The organism is Flavobacteriales bacterium, assembly GCA_029248105.1.
Classification (GTDB): Bacteria; Bacteroidota; Bacteroidia; order Flavobacteriales; family UBA7312; genus UBA8444.
Window position 1 is genome coordinate 26,940 of the sequence record JAQWJZ010000027.1, and the last position, 20,730, is coordinate 47,669.

At 34.4% G+C, this 20,730-nt stretch carries 23 protein-coding genes; 11 read left to right on the forward strand and 12 right to left on the reverse strand.

Annotated features, from left to right (window positions below):
* Positions 1-23: 23 nt before the first annotated feature.
* On the forward strand, positions 24-572 hold the full coding sequence (locus P8I29_04760; GenBank protein MDG1917112.1) for a T9SS type A sorting domain-containing protein: 549 nt from the start codon (positions 24-26) through the stop codon (positions 570-572).
* A 50-nt stretch (positions 573-622) separates the two neighbouring features.
* On the opposite strand, the gene P8I29_04765 is transcribed toward P8I29_04760, so the two are convergent.
* Positions 623-1,369: an ATP-binding cassette domain-containing protein gene (locus tag P8I29_04765; GenBank protein ID MDG1917113.1), complete on the reverse strand. Its 747-nt coding sequence runs from the start codon at positions 1,367-1,369 to the stop codon at positions 623-625.
* Complete coding sequence (locus P8I29_04770; GenBank protein ID MDG1917114.1) at positions 1,366-2,109, reverse strand: ABC transporter permease; 744 nt, start codon at positions 2,107-2,109, stop codon at positions 1,366-1,368. The genes P8I29_04765 and P8I29_04770 overlap by 4 nt, the downstream gene beginning before the upstream one ends.
* Positions 2,110-2,367: 258 nt before the next feature.
* Between P8I29_04770 and P8I29_04775 the strand changes: the two genes are divergently transcribed.
* Genes P8I29_04775 through P8I29_04790 form a run of 4 tightly spaced genes read left to right on the forward strand, consistent with a single transcriptional unit; the run spans position 2,368 to position 6,405 of the window.
* Positions 2,368-2,595: a FeoA family protein gene (locus P8I29_04775; protein MDG1917115.1), complete on the forward strand. Its 228-nt coding sequence runs from the start codon at positions 2,368-2,370 to the stop codon at positions 2,593-2,595.
* Positions 2,596-2,598: 3 nt separating this feature from the next.
* Complete coding sequence (gene feoB / locus P8I29_04780; protein ID MDG1917116.1) at positions 2,599-4,707, forward strand: ferrous iron transport protein B; 2,109 nt, start codon at positions 2,599-2,601, stop codon at positions 4,705-4,707.
* Complete coding sequence (locus P8I29_04785) at positions 4,707-5,282, forward strand: SprT-like domain-containing protein (protein ID MDG1917117.1); 576 nt, start codon at positions 4,707-4,709, stop codon at positions 5,280-5,282. Before feoB ends, P8I29_04785 begins: the two co-directional genes overlap by 1 nt.
* 34 nt (positions 5,283-5,316) lie before the next feature.
* Positions 5,317-6,405, forward strand: coding sequence for a mannose-1-phosphate guanylyltransferase (locus P8I29_04790; protein ID MDG1917118.1), 1,089 nt, complete (start codon positions 5,317-5,319; stop codon positions 6,403-6,405).
* Position 6,406: 1 nt separating this feature from the next.
* Here P8I29_04790 and fumC read toward each other — a convergent pair whose 3' ends face one another.
* Complete coding sequence (gene fumC, locus P8I29_04795; protein MDG1917119.1) at positions 6,407-7,807, reverse strand: class II fumarate hydratase; 1,401 nt, start codon at positions 7,805-7,807, stop codon at positions 6,407-6,409.
* A 61-nt stretch (positions 7,808-7,868) separates the two neighbouring features.
* Between fumC and P8I29_04800 the strand changes: the two genes are divergently transcribed.
* Positions 7,869-8,015 carry a hypothetical protein gene (locus tag P8I29_04800; GenBank protein MDG1917120.1) on the forward strand — a complete coding sequence of 49 codons (147 nt, stop codon included), beginning with the start codon at positions 7,869-7,871 and terminating at the stop codon, positions 8,013-8,015.
* 1 nt (position 8,016) lies between these two features.
* Here P8I29_04800 and arsC read toward each other — a convergent pair whose 3' ends face one another.
* The 3 genes from arsC to P8I29_04815 are packed head-to-tail and all read right to left on the reverse strand — an operon-like array spanning position 8,017 to position 9,937.
* Complete coding sequence (gene arsC / locus P8I29_04805) at positions 8,017-8,361, reverse strand: arsenate reductase (glutaredoxin) (protein ID MDG1917121.1); 345 nt, start codon at positions 8,359-8,361, stop codon at positions 8,017-8,019.
* 4 nt (positions 8,362-8,365) lie between these two features.
* Positions 8,366-9,454: a peptide chain release factor 2 gene (gene prfB, locus P8I29_04810; protein ID MDG1917122.1), complete on the reverse strand. Its 1,089-nt coding sequence runs from the start codon at positions 9,452-9,454 to the stop codon at positions 8,366-8,368.
* Between the two features lie 18 nt (positions 9,455-9,472).
* Positions 9,473-9,937, reverse strand: a complete 465-nt coding sequence (locus P8I29_04815) for a regulatory protein RecX (protein ID MDG1917123.1) — start codon at positions 9,935-9,937, stop codon at positions 9,473-9,475.
* 28 nt (positions 9,938-9,965) lie between these two features.
* On the opposite strand from P8I29_04815, the gene P8I29_04820 reads away from it, so the two are divergent.
* The gene (locus P8I29_04820) at positions 9,966-11,246 is read left to right on the forward strand and encodes an MFS transporter (protein MDG1917124.1); all 1,281 of its coding nucleotides are present in this window, start codon (positions 9,966-9,968) and stop codon (positions 11,244-11,246) included.
* On the opposite strand, the gene P8I29_04825 is transcribed toward P8I29_04820, so the two are convergent.
* Positions 11,243-12,790 carry an Rne/Rng family ribonuclease gene (locus P8I29_04825; GenBank protein ID MDG1917125.1) on the reverse strand — a complete coding sequence of 516 codons (1,548 nt, stop codon included), beginning with the start codon at positions 12,788-12,790 and terminating at the stop codon, positions 11,243-11,245. The genes P8I29_04820 and P8I29_04825 overlap by 4 nt on opposite strands.
* 206 nt (positions 12,791-12,996) lie before the next feature.
* Positions 12,997-13,287 carry an integration host factor subunit beta gene (locus tag P8I29_04830; protein MDG1917126.1) on the reverse strand — a complete coding sequence of 97 codons (291 nt, stop codon included), beginning with the start codon at positions 13,285-13,287 and terminating at the stop codon, positions 12,997-12,999.
* A 114-nt stretch (positions 13,288-13,401) separates the two neighbouring features.
* Between P8I29_04830 and mutY the strand changes: the two genes are divergently transcribed.
* From mutY to P8I29_04850, 4 genes are read left to right on the forward strand one after another with little or no spacing between them, the layout of a single operon-like run.
* Positions 13,402-14,439 carry an A/G-specific adenine glycosylase gene (gene mutY, locus P8I29_04835; protein MDG1917127.1) on the forward strand — a complete coding sequence of 346 codons (1,038 nt, stop codon included), beginning with the start codon at positions 13,402-13,404 and terminating at the stop codon, positions 14,437-14,439.
* 57 nt (positions 14,440-14,496) lie between these two features.
* Positions 14,497-14,916: a single-stranded DNA-binding protein gene (gene ssb, locus P8I29_04840; GenBank protein ID MDG1917128.1), complete on the forward strand. Its 420-nt coding sequence runs from the start codon at positions 14,497-14,499 to the stop codon at positions 14,914-14,916.
* A 20-nt stretch (positions 14,917-14,936) separates the two neighbouring features.
* On the forward strand, positions 14,937-16,253 hold the full coding sequence (gldE, locus tag P8I29_04845; protein MDG1917129.1) for a gliding motility-associated protein GldE: 1,317 nt from the start codon (positions 14,937-14,939) through the stop codon (positions 16,251-16,253).
* Positions 16,243-16,803: a hypothetical protein gene (locus P8I29_04850; protein MDG1917130.1), complete on the forward strand. Its 561-nt coding sequence runs from the start codon at positions 16,243-16,245 to the stop codon at positions 16,801-16,803. Before gldE ends, P8I29_04850 begins: the two co-directional genes overlap by 11 nt.
* Here the strand turns inward: P8I29_04850 and P8I29_04855 are convergent.
* The 4 genes from P8I29_04855 to ftsA form a co-directional block, all read right to left on the reverse strand.
* Positions 16,798-17,205 (reverse strand): energy transducer TonB, encoded by a 408-nt coding sequence (locus P8I29_04855; GenBank protein ID MDG1917131.1) that lies wholly within the window; start codon positions 17,203-17,205, stop codon positions 16,798-16,800. The genes P8I29_04850 and P8I29_04855 overlap by 6 nt on opposite strands.
* A gap of 89 nt (positions 17,206-17,294) precedes the next feature.
* The gene (locus P8I29_04860) at positions 17,295-17,729 is read right to left on the reverse strand and encodes a GatB/YqeY domain-containing protein (protein ID MDG1917132.1); all 435 of its coding nucleotides are present in this window, start codon (positions 17,727-17,729) and stop codon (positions 17,295-17,297) included.
* Positions 17,730-17,732: 3 nt separating this feature from the next.
* Complete coding sequence (gene ftsZ / locus P8I29_04865; GenBank protein MDG1917133.1) at positions 17,733-19,427, reverse strand: cell division protein FtsZ; 1,695 nt, start codon at positions 19,425-19,427, stop codon at positions 17,733-17,735.
* 31 nt (positions 19,428-19,458) lie between these two features.
* Positions 19,459-20,730, reverse strand: coding sequence for a cell division protein FtsA (gene ftsA, locus P8I29_04870; protein ID MDG1917134.1), 1,272 nt, complete (start codon positions 20,728-20,730; stop codon positions 19,459-19,461).

Consider the following 20,730-nt stretch of genomic DNA (forward strand, 5'->3'; position numbering starts at 1 on the left):
TTTTTCTTTATGAATCGAATAAATTGAGCCTAATAAACGGTATCGATACTTGGCAAAGCATAAAGTTCCCAGAACCCTTTACTTTAGAACAAGGAAATGAATATCTAGTGACAGTTGGTGGTGATGGTACTATCACGTCTGATACAACACGTATTGGCGCTACAAGTTCAAGAGAAGGCAGTTATGGATGGAGAATTTATAATGGCTACACCTCACCAGGCAGTAGTTCTGCAGAACAAGATGGTATATATTTGTCTATTCCAATGGTAAGGATGAATTTTGACCCTAATGTAGCAGGTCCAATAAGTGTTAAAGAGGAAGAATTATCTTATTTCTCCATTTACCCCAATCCGAATAACGGCATGTTTAGCATAAGTTTCGACAAGAATATTACTGTAAAATCCTCGATAGAAATTCACAATATCCTTGGACAGTTAGTTTATAACGAACAGCTTAATGAGAAAATGATTTCTAAAGATATTAACTTAAGTCATCTTGAACAAGGGATTTATACCGTCAGCCTGAAAACTAATGGTGAAAATGCTCAAACTCAAAAAGTGATAATTAAGTAAATGAGTTTTATATAAAAAAAGGCTAGTCATCGACTAGCCTTTTTTTATGCTTACTTTTTGAGCTTTTTGAAGAGCTTAGAAGCGAAAACGAAATCATTCAACTCTTTAGAGTCTGAATTAACAATGGAATCTTTATCTCCTTGCCAAGCCAGTTGCCCCTGATGAATAAACGCTATGTTATCGCCTATTTCCATCACTGAATTCATATCATGAGTATTCACAATAGTTGTTATTTTGTACTCTTCTGTAATTTCTTGAATAAGGTTATCAATAATTATTGCTGTTTGCGGGTCTAGTCCAGAATTAGGCTCATCACAAAATAGATATTTTGGATTCATAGAAATTGCTCTAGCAATCGCTACTCTTTTCATCATACCTCCACTTAATTCAGCTGGATATAGATTGTTAACGTTGTTTAAATTAACTCTTTTCAAACAAAAATTAACACGGTCTTTTTTCTCCTCATCACTCATATTAGTGAACATATTTAGAGGGAATGAGATATTTTCTTCGACTGTTAAATAGTCAAAAAGTGCGCCACCCTGAAATAACATTCCAATTTCCTTTCTTAACTCTCTTCTTTTCTTTTTATCTAATTCGTCAAAAGAAGACTTGTTAAATAAAATGCTTCCTGAGTCAGGCATGTGCAAGCCTACCATACACTTTATTAACGTTGTTTTTCCTGAACCACTAGCACCAATAACTAAATTGGTTTTTCCAGATTCAAAAACAAATGAAACATCTTTCAAAACGTGATTATTACCAAAGGTTTTGTTTATGTTTTTAACTTCAATCATGCTAACATTAATTGAGTAAGTATGAAGTTCATTATGAGAATAAATATACAGCTGTAAACCACAGACTTAGTACTAGACTTACCTACAGCTAAAGCTCCCCCACTTGTGTAATAGCCAAAGAAAGAAGAAATCGAAGAAATGGCAAAGGCAAAAAATATTGTTTTAATTATTGCATAAAAAATATAATAGGGCTCAAACCAATAAATTAAACCTTGTAAAAATTCTGGTTTACTGATTATCCCACCCAATGTAGCTGCCAAAAAACCTCCGAACATTCCTATTCCCATACTTATAATAACAAGAAAAGGAAAAAATAAAACCGAAGCTATTATTTTAGGTTGAATGATAAAAGCAGCTGAATTGATACCCATAATTTCCAGGGCATCGATTTGTTCTGACACTCTCATTGTTCCAATTTCAGAGGCAATACTAGAACCCACTTTACCAGCAAGAATTAAAGCAATCATGGTTGGGGAAAACTCTAAAATCAATGATTCTCTTGTGGCATAGCCAATCAGATATTTGGGAATAAATGGGTTGCTTAGCTGCAGTCCTGTTTGTATGGTTACAACAGCACCCATAAAAAGTGAAATAATAGATACAATAGTTAAAGAGTTGACTCCTAAATTTACCATTTCATCTAGAATTCTTCTCCAGTAAACCTTTTTATTTTCAGGACGACTAAACACATTGCCTAACATGCTTAAGTACAAACCAAAAAGTTTTAAACCATTTATCATATTCTCCAAAAATAATAATATTTAAGCGGTTATCTTAAAAGCAAGATTAGTATTTTTGATAATCTATTACACAAAACTATGTTTTCAAAAAAGAATTTAATCTATATCTCTGTATTCATTTCAGTCATTTTTTGCTTATCATCTTGTAGTATTCTAAAAAAAGATTGCGATTGTCCCTCTTTCTCTAAGTCAAAATCAGCTATTGAAAAACATGGATAATTACTTTTTAGATTAATTCTAAATAAGTAATTTAGTGGCATGAAAAATCTAAGTGAGTTAAAGCTTGGCACCAAGGCAGTAATCGACTCTTTTTCTGATAAAGAATTAGCGTTAAAGTTAATGGAAATGGGATGTTTGCCAGGTGAAAAAATTCATGTTGAGCGCAAAGCTCCACTTGGCGACCCCATAGCAATCTCTATTTCAGGCTATGTTTTGAGTATGAGAAAAGCCGAAGCAGAAACTATTTTTGTTAATGAAATACCATAATTATTGACAAACTCTAAAAAAATCACCGTAGCCTTAATAGGTAATCCTAATAGTGGAAAAACTACTTTATTTAATGCCCTTACTGGCTTAAATCAAAAAGTAGGTAATTTTCCAGGTATAACTGTCGACAAAAAAGTCGGCGCTTGTCAAATTTCTCAACTTGCTAGTAAAAATAAAGTAGATACTGAGTTTATTGATTTGCCAGGAACTTACAGCTTATACCCTAAGTCTATGGACGAAAGCATCAGCTTTCAAGTCCTTTGCGACCCTAAAAATGAACACCATCCAGATGTAAATATCATTATTGTTGATGCATCAAATCTAAAACGTTCGTTATGTTTAGCCACTCAGGTTATCGATTTAAAGACTCCCTGTATTCTTGCACTAAATATGATGGATTTGATTGAATCCGACGGTGTTAAAATTGATTTGCAATCGCTGGAAAAACAGCTAGGAGTCAGTGTTGTGGCAATTAATGCCAGAAAACAAATAGGTATAGGTAATTTAAAGCAAGCTATACTCAATGTTAAAAAAAGGGAAACTAAAAAAAGCTTTGTTGACATCAAAAACCTTTGCCCTGAACTTATCACAGACATACAACAAAAACTTGATAAAGCTAGTGATTACAACGCCTTCCAAATTGCTTGTAATTACAAAACCATCACAGATTTCTCTAAAGATGAAAAGGATAAGCTAAACCATATCGTAAATAAGCACAAATTTATAGCCAAACGATTACAAGCTACAGAAACAGTTAGGCGATACAAAGCTATTGACAAGCTACTTGATGAGTGTGTTGAATATCCAGAAAATAGCCGAAATAATAGCCTAACCCATAAATTAGATAATATCTTAACTCATCCTGTTTATGGGTTTATCATCTTTTTAAGTGTCCTCTTCTTAATTTTTCAAGCCGTATTTTCTTGGTCAGAATACCCTATGGAGCTAATCGACGGTGCTATTTCACAATTATCACAGTTTACTGCAAACACCTTGCCTGAAGGAGCATTAAACAGCTTGATTGTAGATGGAATAATTGCTGGATTAGGAGGGATAATCATATTTGTACCTCAAATTGCCTTTCTATTTGCCTTCATTGCTATTCTTGAAGATACAGGCTATATGTCTAGGGTAAGCTTTATAACAGATAAAATATTGAGAGGCTTTGGACTTAGTGGTCGGTCAATAATACCTTTATTGAGTGGTGCTGCTTGTGCTATTCCAGCAGTTATGTCTGCACGAACCATACCTAATTGGAAAGAAAGAATCATAACTATTATGGTCGTTCCATTAATGAGTTGTGCGGCTAGGCTACCTGTCTACACCCTTCTTATTTCAATGATGATACCCGCAGACCAAAAATGGTTCATCTTCAACTTACAAGGGCTAACAATGATGGGGTTTTATCTGATTGGCTTTGTCGCTGCAATATCAATAGCATGGATAATGAAGTACATCGTAAACTCCAAAGAACGCAGTTATTTTGTGATGGAGATGCCTACCTATAAAACACCCGATTGGAAAACAGTTATATATACTATCATTGAAAAAGTTAAGGTATTCCTCATAGATGCTGGTAAAATTATAATTGCCATTTCTATTGTATTGTGGGCATTATCGTCTTTCGGACCAAGTTCAACATTCGAAGAAATAGAAAATAAATATAAAAATACAGAAAATGCAGAGGTTATGATTGCCAGTGAAAAGTTAGAATCTTCATATGCAGGTATTATTGGCAAAAGCATAGAACCAGCTATTGCACCATTAGGCTTTGATTGGAGAATAGGGATTTCTCTAATAACCTCATTTGCTGCTAGAGAGGTTTTTGTTGGCACGATGTCTACTATATATAGTGTAGGTGATGCGGATAACACAAAATCAATACGTGAAAAATTAATGTCGCACAAAAATCCAAAAACAGGAGAGGCATTTTTCACCCCTGCTGTAGCTCTTTCATTAATGCTTTTTTATGCCTTTGCCATGCAATGCATGAGTACTTTAGCAATAGTTTTCAGAGAAACTAATGGATGGAAATGGCCAGTCATTCAATTTATATATATGAGTGCCCTAGCTTATTTAGCTAGTTTTGTAGCTTATCAACTACTTAGCTAATGGAGTATTTAAAACACTATATACCCTCAAAATCTATTGATAAGATTTCTGAATGGTTGGAAGAATACAATTGTACACTAACAATAAAAAAAAGAAGAACCACTAAATTAGGAGATTATCGTTATCACAAAAACAAGCACTACATTTCAATAAATGAAGATTTGAACCCCTATTCATTTCTAATCATATTAACACATGAAATAGCGCATATGGTGGTTACTGAAAAATATTCCTCAAGAGTCTCCCCACATGGCAAAGAGTGGAAAAATGAATTTAAAAAATTAATGCTTGGCTTCATACCTCTTTTTCCTATTGAAATTCAACAATCTTTGGCCATTCATTTAAAAAACCCAAAAGCATCGAGCAGTTCAGATTATATGCTTGTAAAAGCATTAAGAAAATATGATAGTCAGCCAACGCTCACAATCTCAGATATTCCAAATGGGAGTATTTTCTTTACTCCTAATGGCAAAAAATATTTAAAGGAAAAAAAAATAAAAACTCGATTTCAGTGTAAATCTTTAAACAACAACAAAATATATCTTTTTAACCCATTAGCAGAAGTGCGCATATGATTTTGTACTTTTGGTATTCAACTACATTCGTGTTATGAACAATAATAATTATGCCGTAATAATGGCAGGAGGTATAGGCTCAAGGTTTTGGCCTATGAGCAGAAGTACTTACCCTAAGCAGTTTTTAGATATTTTAGGTACAGGAGAAACACTTATTCAACAAACGTTTAGACGTTTAGCTAAATCATGTCCTGCTGAGAATATTTTGGTTGTTACAAATGCCAAATACAAAAAGCTTTGCTTAGAACAATTAGGCGATATGTTAGAAGATAATATTTTGTGTGAGCCCACCATGAGAAATACGGCACCATGTATTGCTTATGCATCATTCAAAATAAATAAAAAGAACCCTAACGCAAATATTATTGTTGCTCCATCAGACCACCTTATAAGTAATGAAGATGAGTTTACAAGAATTATTTCTGACTGCTTTGAAGTTTGCACTAACAATGAGGTGCTTCTCACCTTAGGCATAAAACCTTCAAGACCTGATACAGGATACGGATATATCCAATTCAATGAAGGAAAATCGGATCTACATAATAGCATAAATACTGTTAAAACCTTTACGGAGAAACCAAACTTAGAACTCGCTAATCAGTTTTTAGAAAGTGGTGACTTTTTATGGAATTCAGGTATTTTTATTTGGAGTGCTAAAGCGGTTACCCTTGGCTTACGAAAGCATTTGCGAGATTTGTACGATAGATTTGAAGATGGTAACGACTATTATAACACTGACGAAGAAGTGGAGTTTATTAACCGAATTTTCCCAGGATGTAAGAATATTTCTATTGACTACGGCTTAATGGAAAAAGCAGATAATGTTTTTGTTTACCCATCTGATTTTGGATGGAGTGATTTGGGAACATGGGGATCTTTATACGGTCATTTACAACTTGACGATAATCAAAATGGAGTTATTGGTGATAATGTTATGCTTTATGATTCTAAAAACAATATTATTAATGCCCCTAATGAAAAAGTAGTGGTAGTTCAAGGGCTAGAAGACTATATTATCATAGACAACAAAAACACTTTACTGATTTGTAAAAAAGAAGATGAACAACAAATCAAGCAATTTGTTAGTGATATAAAGCGAGATAAAGGCGAAGATTACGTTTAAACTATTTTTTTAAACTACCACACATATCTTCAGGGCGTACCCATTCGTCAAACTCTTCTGACGTAAGATACCCTAAGTTGATAGATTCTTCTTTAAGAGTCGTTCCATTTTGATGAGCTGTCTTGGCAATTTTTGCGGCTTTCTCATAGCCTATTTTTGGGTTTAATGCCGTGACTAACATCAATGAATTATCCAAGTTCTTCTTTAAGTTATCGTGATTAGGCTCAATACCATCGGCACAATTAGTAGTGAAAGACACGCAAGCATCTCCGATTAGACGTGCTGATTGTAAGATATTAGCCGCCATCATAGGTTTAAACACATTCAATTCATAATGTCCTTGCATACCTCCTACTCCAATTGCTACGTCATTACCCATAACTTGGGCACAAACCATAGTTAGGGCTTCACATTGGGTAGGGTTTACCTTTCCAGGCATAATAGATGAACCTGGCTCGTTAGATGGAATTATGATTTCACCAATTCCACTTCTAGGTCCCGAAGCTAAAAGGCGAATATCATTAGCTATTTTATTTAGAGATATGGCCAGCTGTTTTAATGCAGCATGAGATTCAACAATAGCATCATGAGCTGCTAAAGCTTCAAATTTATTTTCAGCAGAAACAAAAGGTAATTGCGTAAACTCCGCAATCTTTTCAGCTACTAAGTCGGCATATCCGTCAGGTGTATTAATTCCCGTTCCAACAGCAGTACCACCAAGTGCCAATTCTGAAAGATGACTTAATGTATTTTCTAAAGCCTTAAGTCCGTGGTCAAGCTGAGAAACATATCCCGAAAACTCTTGCCCCAAAGTCAATGGCGTTGCGTCCATTAAATGGGTTCTACCGATTTTCACAACATTCATAAATTGATTGGACTTTTTATCCAATGTATCTCTCAACATTTTGACTCCAGGAATTGTAGTTTCAACAATCATTTTATAGGCAGCAATATGCATACCTGTTGGATAGGTATCATTAGAAGACTGTGATTTATTGACATCATCATTGGGGTGAATGATTTTGTTATCATCATCAAGGCTACCACCATTCAATACATGAGCTCTATTAGCAATTACCTCATTAGTATTCATATTAGATTGTGTACCTGAACCAGTTTGCCAAATCACTAAAGGAAACTCATTATCGTGCTTACCATCCAAGATTTCATCACAAACGGCTGATATCAAATCTCTCTTTTCTGCAGAAAGAACACCAAGTTCACAGTTAGTATGAGCTGCGGCCTTTTTTAAATAGGCAAAACCATATACTACCTCTAGTGGCATGGTTGCTGATTGACCAATTTTAAAATTGTTTCTAGAACGTTCTGTCTGGGCACCCCAATATTTTTCTGAAGGTACTTTTACCTCGCCCATTGTATCTTTCTCAATTCTATAGCTCATGATTTTTTTATTAGAATATTAACACTTACTTTTGCACAAAGTTAATTCAAATTATAAAGATATGTTTATAGGTTTTGTCCTCTTTTTAGTTATTGCTGGTATGGCATTTTGGTTGTTAACCTTTATTATTAGTTTTTTACCGTATTGGATTGGCGCATGGTTTATCGAATCTTACAAAAACCGTGATTTGGTTGAAGATTTAGAATAGTCTAAATCACCTCCATTACCTTTTCCAAAGGTCTTCCTATAACAACACCTTTTTTACTTTTAACAATTGGTCTTTCAATCAGTTTTGGATTTTCGACCATTGCTTTTATTATTTCTTTATCGCTTAACTCTCTATTCTTAAATTCTTCTTTCCAAATAGCCTCATTACGTCGAACCAATTCTATAGGTTGAATCTGTAATTCATCAATCAAAGAAGACAGCGAATCCAAAGAAAGGGTATCTTTTAAATATTCTACTATTTTAATATCGCATTTTTTTTCTTCTAAGAGGGCTAAAGCTTCTCTACTTTTCCTACACCTTGGATTATGATAAATTGTTACTTCCATAATTTTATTTTTGTCCAAACTCCATTAAATAAGCTTTGATGAAGTCATTAATTTCTCCATCCAATACAGCCTGTGTGTTTGATGTTTCATGTTCTGTCCTTAAATCCTTAACCATTTTATACGGATGTAAAACATAGTTTCTTATTTGAGAACCCCATTCTATTTTCTTCTTATTTCCTTCTATTTTATCTTTTTCAGATTGCCTTTTTCTTAACTCAATTTCATACAACTGCGATTTAAGTAGTTGCATAGCTTTTTCTTTATTCTCCAACTGAGAACGAGTTTCAGAATTGGTAATAATAATTCCTGTTGGGGCGTGTTTTAGCCTTACAGCAGTTTCTATTTTATTTACGCCTTGACCTCCAGCACCACCGGCTCTAAAGGTGTCCCAGCTGATATCAGCAGGGTTAATTTCTATTTCTATTGAGTCATCCGCTAAAGGATATACAAAAACAGATGTGAAAGAAGTGTGGCGTTTAGCATTAGAATCAAAAGGTGATATACGTACTAATCGGTGAACACCATTTTCTCCTTTTAAATTTCCAAAAGCAAAATCTCCGTCAAACTGTAAGGTAACTGATTTTATACCTGCCGCATCCCCAGCTTGAAAATCCAATTCTTTAACTTTAAATTTATTTTTTTCACCCCACATGATGTACATACGCATTAACATTTCAGCCCAATCTTGACTTTCTGTACCTCCTGCGCCAGGGTTTATAGTCATAACAGCTGACAGATTATCTTCTTCGCCGCTAAGCATATTTTTAAATTCTAGATCAGCAACTTTTTGAATTACTGATTTATAACTAGAATCTATTTCGTCTTCTTCTATTTCTCCCTCCTGAAAAAAGTCAAACAATACACTAAAGTCATCAACCAAAGATTGTAATTCGTCAAAAGCGACAACCCAAACCTTTTGTTTGTTTATGTTTTTTAAGTGAATTTCTGCTGACTTTGGATCATCCCAAAAGTTTGGATCTTGCGTTTTAAGCTCCTCAGCCTCAACGTAGTTTTTTTTATCTTCAATAGATAAAAAGCCATATAAATCAGCTAATCTTTTCTTGATATCTTCTATCTGCTCCGTTGTAACCATTAGGACAAATTTAGTGTTTTAAAGTTTGTGAACGCACGACCAAACAAGATCTGATTCGTAGCCTTTTCTTAACAGATAATCTACCACCTTCTTTTTTCTAACAAAAGGGTTTTTATCTTTCAATAAGCTCAATTTTTTATTTGCAAGTTGTGTTATTGTATTATTATAATCCACATCATCAATTTCTGTCATTCCGAGAGTAACACAGCTTTTAGATACTTTCAGCTTAGATAGTTCAAAAGCAATTTTTTTTCTTCCCCATCTTTTAATTTTAAATTTTCCACTGCAAAAAGAACGGGCAAATCGTTCTTCATCAACGTATTTATGCTGAATAAGCTCAACGAGTATATCGTCTACTAATCCATCACTAACACCATACGATTTCAACTTAGTAACTACCTGATATTGACAACGATCCATAATAGCGCAATAATGCCGAATGCGCTCTTTGATTATTTTTAGATCGTATATTTTATCGTTCATCCTTTCAAAGGTAGTATTTTTGTACCCAATGAAAAATAAAAAGGCAATAGGCTTATTATTTATAGCCAACATCGTTTCAGGTTTTGCTCAAGGCATTAGTATGATTGCTATTCCTTGGTATTTTGCTGGCATACTTGACATGGGTGGCACCTATGCAAAAGCATATGCATTACTCACATTTTTAAGTCTATTTTGGGGACTCTACTCAGGAACTCTAATTGATAAATATTCCCGAAAGAAAATGTTTTTGTATTCTAACTTAGCATGTGCATTTATTATCGGCAGTATTGCCTTATACGGCATAAGTGCTGGTGAAACACCTTGGATTTTAGCAATGGCTGTTTTTGGCACAACGATGTTTCATTATAATATTCATTATCCAAACCTTTATGCCTTTGGACAAGAGATAACAGAACCCAAAAATTATGCAAAACTTAATGCTTACATAGAAATACAAGGACAATCGACAAGTATCCTTGCAGGAGGTTTTGCTGCCATACTACTTACAGGAACTGATAAAGGGACTCTTAATATTCTAGGGCTTAAAATTCCGATTCCATTCAGTATTGAAGCATGGGAAATACATGAAATATTTTTAATGGATGCCTTCACTTATATTTTAGCATTTCTCATTATTTTATTCATAAAATACAAGCCTTTAGTAAAAAATAACATTGACCAAGGCAATATGTTTAGGCGATTATTTAAGGGGTTTTCTTTTCTTAAAGAAAATTCTTTAATCTTTATTTTTGGAATTTGCTCCTATGCTATTTTTACTTTTCTAATTGTTGAAATGTTTGTTCTAGTTCCTTCTTATGTGAGTAATTATTTAAAAGAAGGTGGCGATGTCTTTGCATCGTCTGAAGTATATTATTCACTTGGTGCACTAATGGCTGGCTTTGGGATTAGAAAAATCATGTTGAAAGATAATATCGTTACAAATATCCTTATCCTTATGATTGCCACCATTATAGGTTGTTTACTACTAACCTATACAAAGAGTGTAGCTATGTTTTTTGCTGTTAGCTTACTGATTGGTATTAGTAACGCTGGAACACGAATTCTAAGAATTACCTTTCTTTTCGAAAAGGTGTCAAATGATATAATAGGAAGGACAGGGAGTGTTTTTAATTCGGTAAGCATATTAATTCGAACGCTCTTGATTGGTAGCTTATCACTACCCTATTTTAATACAGCCGACAATATTAGATATGGATATTTAATAGGAGCTGTGTTTTTGTGCATTGCACTAATCCCTCTTATAAAAAATCGTAAAAAATTAAGTGAACTGAAAAGTATAAATACCTAGGTAGTAATAACTTTTCTATCCTTTGTAAGAAAACGGTATTGTAACATATGATAGGTTGTGTCTTCTTCAACCACAAGTTTGCATCCAAATTCTTTGGCCCAGGTGCGTCGTTGATTGTTAAACCATCCTTTATTGATATAACTAGCGACAAAAGGATGAGTTTTAATAACAATATCATTACTCTTATTACTCGCCTTAGCTAATTTCTGTTCAATCTCATCAATTAACAAAATACTGGCCTCGATTTTTCCAGTGCCTTTACAAGCAGGACAACCTTCTTTAGTCTCAATGTTTAATTCAGGGCGCACTCGCTGTCTAGTAATTTCGATAAGTCCAAAACGAGAAGGGGGTAAAATATGATGTTTGGCCTTATCATCAGACATAAACTCTTTTAAAGCTGTGAAGAGTTTTTTTCTGTTCTCGCCATTGTACATATCAATAAAATCGACAACAATTATTCCGCCCATATCACGTAATCGAAGTTGTCTAGCAACTTCTTCTGCTGCGATTAAATTAACTTCTAAGGCATTAGCCTCTTGATCTTGTTTTGAGTTAACTCTTTTACCACTATTGACATCAATTACATGCATAGCTTCGGTATGTTCAATAACCAAATATGTGCTTTTACGCATGGTTACAGATTTTCCAAATGAAGATTTAATTTGTCTTTCTATTTGAAATTTCTGAAAGAGAGGAATGTTTCCTTTGTAATGATGGACTATTTTTTCTTGTGACGGTGCTATAGTAGAGATATATTCTTTAATCTCATTGTGTAACTTTTCATCATTTACAAGAATACTTGTAAAATCATCATTGAGTACATCTCGAAGTAATGAAGCTGTTCTGCCAAGTTCACCTAGTACTTTAAAAGGAGGATTTCCTTTTTTGGTTTGCTTAAATAAGGTTTGCCATTTTTTATATAAATATTTTATATCTGCATCCAAGTCAGCAACTTTTTTACCATCTGCTACGGTTCGTATAATAACACCAAAGCCAGGTGGTTTAATACTTTGAACCAATTTTTTTAACCTTTTCTTCTCTTCATTAGATTCTATTTTTTGAGAAACAGAAACTTTGTTAGAAAAAGGAACTAAGACCATATATCTACCTGCAATGGTAATCTCGGTCGTTAATCGTGGGCCTTTTGTGGAGATGGGCTCTTTAGCAACTTGAACTAGTATTTGATTTCCAGATTGTAAAACATCAGTTATAGAACCGGATTTATCAATTTCTTCTTCAAGTTTGAAATTCTTTAGGGAAGCCGTATTTAGCTTACCGCCAAGGTTTCTTTGTGTAAATTTTTGAAATGTTTTGAATTTAACACCTAAATCTAGGTAATGAAGGAACCCATCTCTTTCATAGCCTACGTCTACGAAAGTAGCATTCAATCCAGTGATTATCTTCTTGACTTTTGCCAAGAAAACATCACCAACGGAAAACTTTGTTCCTACAGGTTCTTTGTGTAGCTCTATTAACTTCTTGTCTTTCAACAAGGCAATCACGACCTCATTGGGTCTAGAGTCTACTAGCAATTCATATTTCAAAATAATAAAGGCATACGAAACCATCTAGGGAGTGATGGTTTCAAATTGATATTAAAAATAGTGTTTAAATACTATTTTTTCTTGTGTCTATTTTTTCTTAAACGCTTTTTACGTTTATGAGTAGCCATCTTATGTCTTTTTCTTTTTTTACCGTTTGGCATAACGTTGAGTTTTAAATATTTTAAATTTCTTTATTGTTCAGATTATTATCCTATCTGAACATTTGTCTTCACTTTATTTACAAATTCTTTAGAAGGCTTAAATGCTGGTACATTGTGAGCAGGTATGATAATTGTTGTATTTTTAGAAATATCTCTACCTGTTTTTTGTGCTCTTTGTTTAACAATAAACGAACCAAACCCTCTTAAAAACACATCTTCTCCATTAGACAAAGAACTCTTAACTTCGTGCATAAATGCTTCAACAACCGCTTGTACATCGACTCTCTCGACACCAATCTTATCAGAAATAGAGTTAACGATCTCTAACTTTGTCATAATCCATTAGATTTAAAAAGATGTTTAATTATCTTAATTTAGCGTGCAAATATACTTACTTTTATTTAAAACGGACATAATTTAACACTATAACTCACTAGATTTTACGACTTTATGGGATATTTTTCTTCAAATATTATCAATTGGTATAAAAATTGCAAAAGGGATTTGCCGTGGAGAAAAACTAGAAACCCTTACAAAATATGGCTTTCTGAAATTATTTTACAACAAACTCAAGTCAAACAAGGATTACCTTACTACCAAAAATTTATAGCAACTTTCCCGACAGTTTCTAAACTAGCAAATGCTGATGAAGAGCAAGTTTTAAAATTATGGCAAGGATTAGGCTATTATTCTAGGGCTAGAAATCTTCATTTTGCAGCTAAACAAATCCATGAAAAAGGATATTTTCCCAATAATTATAAAGATATCATATCTCTAAAAGGGGTAGGCGAATATACAGCTGCTGCTATTGCTTCATTTGCCTATAAACTCCCTTATGCTGTTGTTGACGGCAATGTATTTCGGCTTCTATCTCGTTTTTATGGTATTGATATTCCCATAAACACTTCAAAAGGTAAAAAGCACTTTACAGAATTAGCCCAAACCTTAATTACAAAAGATAATCCAGACACGTTCAATCAGTCCATAATGGAGTTTGGATCACAGATGTGCAAACCTAAAAATCCTAATTGCGAAAATTGTCCATTACAATCAAAATGTGTTGCTTACTCAGAATCAACAATACACCTTTTACCTGTAAAGCAAGGCAAAGTTAAAGTCAAAACCGTTTATTTCGACTATTTCTTTTTTAAAAAAGATACTAAAACACTTATAAGCAAAAGGACATCCAAAGGTATTTGGCAAAACCTTTATGAATTTCCTTTAATTATATCCGATAAAGAAATGAAACATGAAGATGTTTTAATACATCCACAGTTTGAGTTATGGACACAGGACATAGACACTAATATTATCTCGGTTAGTGAATTCAAACATGTGCTAAGCCATCGCATTATTTTTGCACGGTTCTGGCAAATCAATTGCAATAATAAACTACCAATTACTAAGTGTAAGGAAATTAAAATAGAAGATATTGAGAAATTTGCAGTATCGAGATTAATGGATAAATTTCTTCAATCTAAAATTTGATAGCTACAATAATTAATCTATATTTGAGCATAATCAAACACTTAAAAACATAAAAAAATGGCTAGTATAAACAAGGTAATCTTAATTGGAAATTTAGGCAAAGATCCTGAGTTAAGACACTTCGAAAATGGGGGATCGCTAGCTAGGTTTCCTCTAGCGACCTCTGAAACATATACCAAAAAAGACACCAACGAAAAAATTACGCAAACCGAATGGCATACTATTGTTACTCGAGGCGGATTGGCTGCTAAAGTTGTTGAGCCTTACCTCAAAAAAGGCAATAGTGTTTACATAGAAGGTAAGCTAAGAACACGTTCTTGGGAAGATAAAGATGGTGTTACACGCTATACCACTGAAGTTATTTGCGATAGTTTAGAAATGTTAGGCAAAAAGTCAGACAATGTTGAAAGCACTACTAACGAAAGCTCTAGCTCTACAGCTCCAATTCAAGAGTCAGGTGATGACTTACCATTTTAGTTTAACTTAACCCTCGACCTTTGGACGAAGACCCTCAGCAAACGATATTAATAATTCAAGATATAGTTAGTAATGGTATAGACCTTAACTTGTTTTTAGCAAGTATTTCTATGCTTTTCTTGTTGTTTTGCTCAGCAATGATATCTGGCTCTGAAGTTGCGTTTTTTTCATTAGATGCCTCTAAGTGGGAAGATGAAAAAGATAGTACTAGCGAAGCACAAATCAAAAAGATGTTACATAAGCCAAATCATCTTTTGGCAACTATACTAATTTCCAACAACTTCATCAACGTAGCTATTATCATATTATCGACCTATATGACTGATAGCTTATTAGACTACAATCAATACCCTATTCTTGGCTTTATTATTCAAGTTGTTGTAGTCACATTTGCTTTATTGCTTCTTGGAGAGGTTATCCCAAAAGTATATGCCAATCAAAAAACACTAACATTTGCCAAAAGAATGAGCGGACCGCTTACAATACTAAGCGCACTATTCAAACCTTTGAGTCAATTGCTAGTTTCATCAACATCAATTATTGAAAAACGTTTCAACGCTAAAGGCTATCAAATTTCTGTCGACGACTTATCTTCAGCACTAGACTTAGCTGGAGAGAATGACACCAAAGAAGAAGAAAAAAGAATTTTGAGAAGTATTGTAGAATTCGGTAATATTCAAGTCAAAGAAATAATGAAATCTCGAGTAGATGTTACCGCACTAAATCAAAGCACAACTTTTGAAGAGGTTAAAAAAGTAGTAATCTCAAGTGGATATTCGAGAATTCCTGTTTATAAAGAGAATTTTGATACGGTTATTGGAGTTTTATATATCAAAGATCTTCTGCCTTTTCTAAATCACGAAGACTTTAATTGGAGTAATTTAATAAGAACACCCTTTTTTGTTCCAGAAGGAAAAATGATTGACGATTTAATGCGAGAGTTTCAGGAAAAGAAAATTCATCTTGCAATTGTGGTTGATGAATATGGCGGAACATCTGGCGTTGTTACTCTTGAAGACATAATAGAAGAGATTGTTGGTGACATTAACGATGAATTTGATGATGATGGCATTCAGTTTTCGAAATTGGATAACTCAAACTATATCTTCGAAGGGAAGACCTCTCTCAATGATGTATTAAAAACAATTGATGGTGAAATCGACTTTTTTGATGATATCAAAGGGGAATCAGATACCTTAGCAGGGCTAATTCTTGAGATGAAAGGAAACATTCCTGAAAATGGCGAGGAATTAAATTATGAGCACTATTTATTTACAGTAGAGTCTGTTGACAAAACAAGAGTTAAACGAGTAAAAATCACCATAAATGAACACTAAGTATTTGTTTTTGACACTTATGTTGTGTTGGGCTTGTGGAGATAGCTACACCCCAAAACCATGGGGATATTCTAGAATAGACTTACCTCAAAAGGGTAGCACACAATTTGACAGTGATTGTCCATTCGTATTTCAACAACCAAACTACAGTGAAGTGATTTTTAAGTACAAAAACAACAACTGTTGGTTTGATTTGGAATTTAAAGATTTTAATGGCAAGGTTCATATGAGTTATAAAACACTCAATAATGACCTTAATGAATATACTGAAGATAGTCGATCTCTGGCCTATAAGCATGCTCAAATAGCAGAGGCCATAAGCGAACAGGTTTTCTTGAAAGACTCTTTAAATGTATATGGAATGGTTTATACATTTCAAGGAAATACCGCTACACCGATGCAGTTTTATCTTACCGATAGCTTAAATCACTTTGTTAGAGGCGCTTTATACTTTAATTCTGCTCAAAACGACTCTATCACACCAATTAGCAATTTCGTGAAAGAGGATATTTATAGAATTATCGAAAGCTGGGAATGGAAAAACTTATAGCTTAAAAGTTATAGGTAAGACAACTTTACCATTTACTTTTTCACCATTTTTTAAGCCAGGCTTCCAATTGGGCATTTTAGAAATTACACGAAGCACTTCACGTTCAAAGTATTTTTTGTCTTTTCTTTTAAATTGAGGATCTCTTACTTGACCTGATTTATCGACTACAAATTCAACAAAGAGTCTAGCTGTTTCTTCTTTAGCCTTAGCTTCTTCCGGATATGTTATGTTCTCTTTGACAAACTTCATTAGTCCTTCTATTCCACCTTCAAATTCTGGAGCTACATCAAACTGCTCATAAATAGAGTCATTGTCTAGCACTAAAACATTGGATAATGTTGTTGAATAGGAAAATTGTGAAACAAAGAAAAGAAGTAAAATAAATGCAAACGATTTTTTCATGCTTTCTAGATTTTAAGTTTATACTTCAGCTAATTTAATAAAAAAAGCCCCAACCATAGGCTGAGGCTTTCAACTGAACTAAAACTTAACTATGACAATAAAGATTTTACCACTTGGGCAATGAGTTTGCCATCGGCCTTACCTGCCAACTGCTGGTTGGCGGCACCCATGACTTTACCCATATCAGCCATACTACTAGCACCCACTTGGGCAATTACTGTAGTCACGACTTCTCGAATTTTATCTTCACTTAACTGCTCAGGAAGAAATTCTTCAAGGACTGCAACTTGTGCCATCTCATCATCAGCTAAATCTTGACGATTTTGCTGGATATAGATAGCGGCTGCATCTTTTCGCTGCTTGACTTGTTTCTGTATGATTTTCTGCTTGGCAGCATCATCTAAATCACCAGCACCTTTTTCAGTTTGCGCCACCAAAAAAGCAGATTTTATTGCTCTTAATGACGATAGCTTAACTGAGTCTTTAGCCAACATGGCTTCTTTGATTAATTTATTGATATCCATAAGTTAGTCAACGTTATCGTGTAAAAAATTATTGGGTTTTAGACCTACATTTTTGTCATCATCTTCTCCTAAAACATAAGATGAGTTATCAGACTCTGAAGAGTGAGCGACATCATCTAACTCAATCTCTCTTCTTTTATATGCAGGCTGACTCTCTAAATCTGTTAAGCCAGATGGAGTACGGAGTTTTACTGTAATCTCTCTTAGCCTTTCCATACGCTGACGACTTCTCAACGCCATCTGCTCAGCAGAAATACCATGGTTGATTTGAGTAAATTCCTCTTTTTCAACTTCATCTTTCAAGTCAGAAATAACATCTTCAGGGGCTTCTTCCTCCATCTCAAGATTATGAACAACAACTTCATCGTTGTTATCGCTTTCTTCGACTTCATTAGTAGCCATAACACTTTCTTCTACTTGTAGGTTTTCAGTCGCTAAAGGAAAATCAATAGGACTTTCCTCTGTACCTTCTTCTTCAAGGGTAAAATTTAACACTGGTGATTCTTCTTCTAAGTCAAAATTTAAAGTAGCCTGAGGCTCTTCACTGGTAACTTGAGAATTATCGTCAAAAATAGATTCAAATGTGTCTTGAGTTATAGACTCTTGAGGCTCTTGTTTAACAGTATCTTGAGGAACAACCTCTTCTTCTGTCGCTTGATCGTCTTTATCTAAATTATAGACTTTAGGCGTAATTGGCTTAGCAGGTCCTATATTTTTGTTGACCTTGAAACCTGTAGCAATTACAGTAACACTAATTTCATCATTTAGCCCATCTTCAACACCAATACCTTCAATAATATTGACATCTGAACCAGCAACATCTTGAATGTGTTTCTTAATACTAAATAGTTCGGTCATACGAATCTCTTTCTCACCAGAACCTGTGACTATTTTCAAAAGAACTTGTTGTGCTCCCTTAATGTTATTATCATGTAATAATGGGGAATCTAAAGCTGCTTCAATTGCCTCAATAGCACGATTTTCTCCCGATGCATAGGCTTGGCCCATAACGGCACTACCACTGTTTTGAAGTACTCTTTTAGCATCATTAAGGTCAATATTAACCATTAATGTTTGAGAGATAACTTCAGCAATCCCTTTAGTAGCTGTATTTAATACTTCGTTAGCTTTAGCAAAGGCTTGGCTTAAAGTAAGGTCGCCATATACTTCAATAAGTCGGTCATTATTGATAACTAAAAGAGTGTCAACTTGCTCTCTTAATTCTTCTAAACCTTTTTCAGCATACTCTTTTCTGTAGCCACCTTCAGTCCAAAACGGAACGGTAACAACGCCCACTGTTAATATTCCTTTTTCTCTAGCAGCTCGAGCAATAACTGGTGCAGCACCAGTACCTGTTCCACCGCCCATACCAGCAGTAATGAATAGCATCTTTGTATTGCTTTCCAGCAGTTCATCAATACGGTCGATACTTTCTTCTGCAGCTTGTCTACCTACTTCAGGATTAGCGCCTGCGCCAAGTCCTTCGGTTATTTCGGCTCCAATTTGAATTTTTGTAGTTATCGGGCTAGCTTCTAAAGCTTGTAAATCAGTATTACAAACCGCAAAGTCCACGCCATCGATACCATTTTCATACATGTAGTTTACAGCATTACTTCCACCACCACCAACTCCAATTACCTTAATAACGGAAGATTGATTTTTGGGTAAATCGAATGCTAATACGCTTTCGTTTGTCATTGTTTTAATTGTTAATTATTAATAGTTCAGTTTATTCGTCATTTGTTAAATATTTGTCGATTTTGTCGAGCATTTTTTTGAAAAAATCTCCCAAACCTGCATTTGATGCACTACCCTTTTGGGCTGCACTCAACTCATCGCCATTTTCTTCTTCTAAAAATTTCATTACTAGTCCTACTCCTGTGGCATACATCGGGCTACTAACATCGACAGGTGAAGTCGATGATATATGTTCGTTAGGATAACCTATCCTACATTCAATACCCGTATGAAACTCCACGAGTTGACCAATGTGCTTCAGTTGGCTACCACCACCTGTAAGTACTATTCCTGTAATGAGTTTACTTTCGTACCCAGAGTTTTTAATCTCATGGTGTACCAATTCTATTATTTCTTCTACCCTAGCTTGTATAATATTTGCTAGGTTTTTTAATGATATTTCTTTAGGATCTCTACCTCTTAATCCAGGAATAGAAACAATTTCATTTTCTTTGTTTTGACTTGCCAAGGCAGAGCCAAATTTTATTTTTAAGAGTTCTGCCTGATTCTCTAAAATTGAACATCCTTCTTTAATATCTTGAGTAATGATGTTACCTCCAAATGGGATAACAGCAGTGTGTCTTATTATACCGTCTTTAAATATAGCTACATCAGTAGTTCCTCCTCCAATATCTACTAGTGCAACTCCTGCTTCTATTTCTTGATGATCCAAAACAGATGTTGCCGAAGCTAGTGGCTCTAATGTTAAGCCGGTCATAGCAAGACTTGCATTATTAACACATTTCTTAATATTTGAGATGGCAGCTGTTTGACCAGTTATAATATGAAAATTGGCTTCGAGCTGCACCCCTACCATACCTCTAGGGTCTGGGAAATTATCTTGCTTATCTACTATATATTCTTGTGGAATAACATGGATGATTTCTTCACCTGGAACCATCACTAGTTTGTACATGTTTTGCATCAATTTATCAATATCAGCATCATTGATTTCAGTTTCAAGATTCTCTCTGACCAATTGCCCTCTATGCTGTAAACTTTTGATATGTTGACCTGCTATCCCTACATTAACATTTTTCACTTGTAAGCCTGAAGAAGTTATCGCCTCATCTAATGCTTTATTAATGGACTGGGTGGTTTTGTCTATATTGGCAACTATACCACGCATGACTCCTGTCGATGGAGCATTTCCCATGCCGAGGATTTCGATTTTGCCATGTTCATTTTTACGACCTACAATGACCGTTATTTTTGTGGTTCCAATATCAAGACCGACAGCTATTTTTGAGGTATTTTCTTCCAT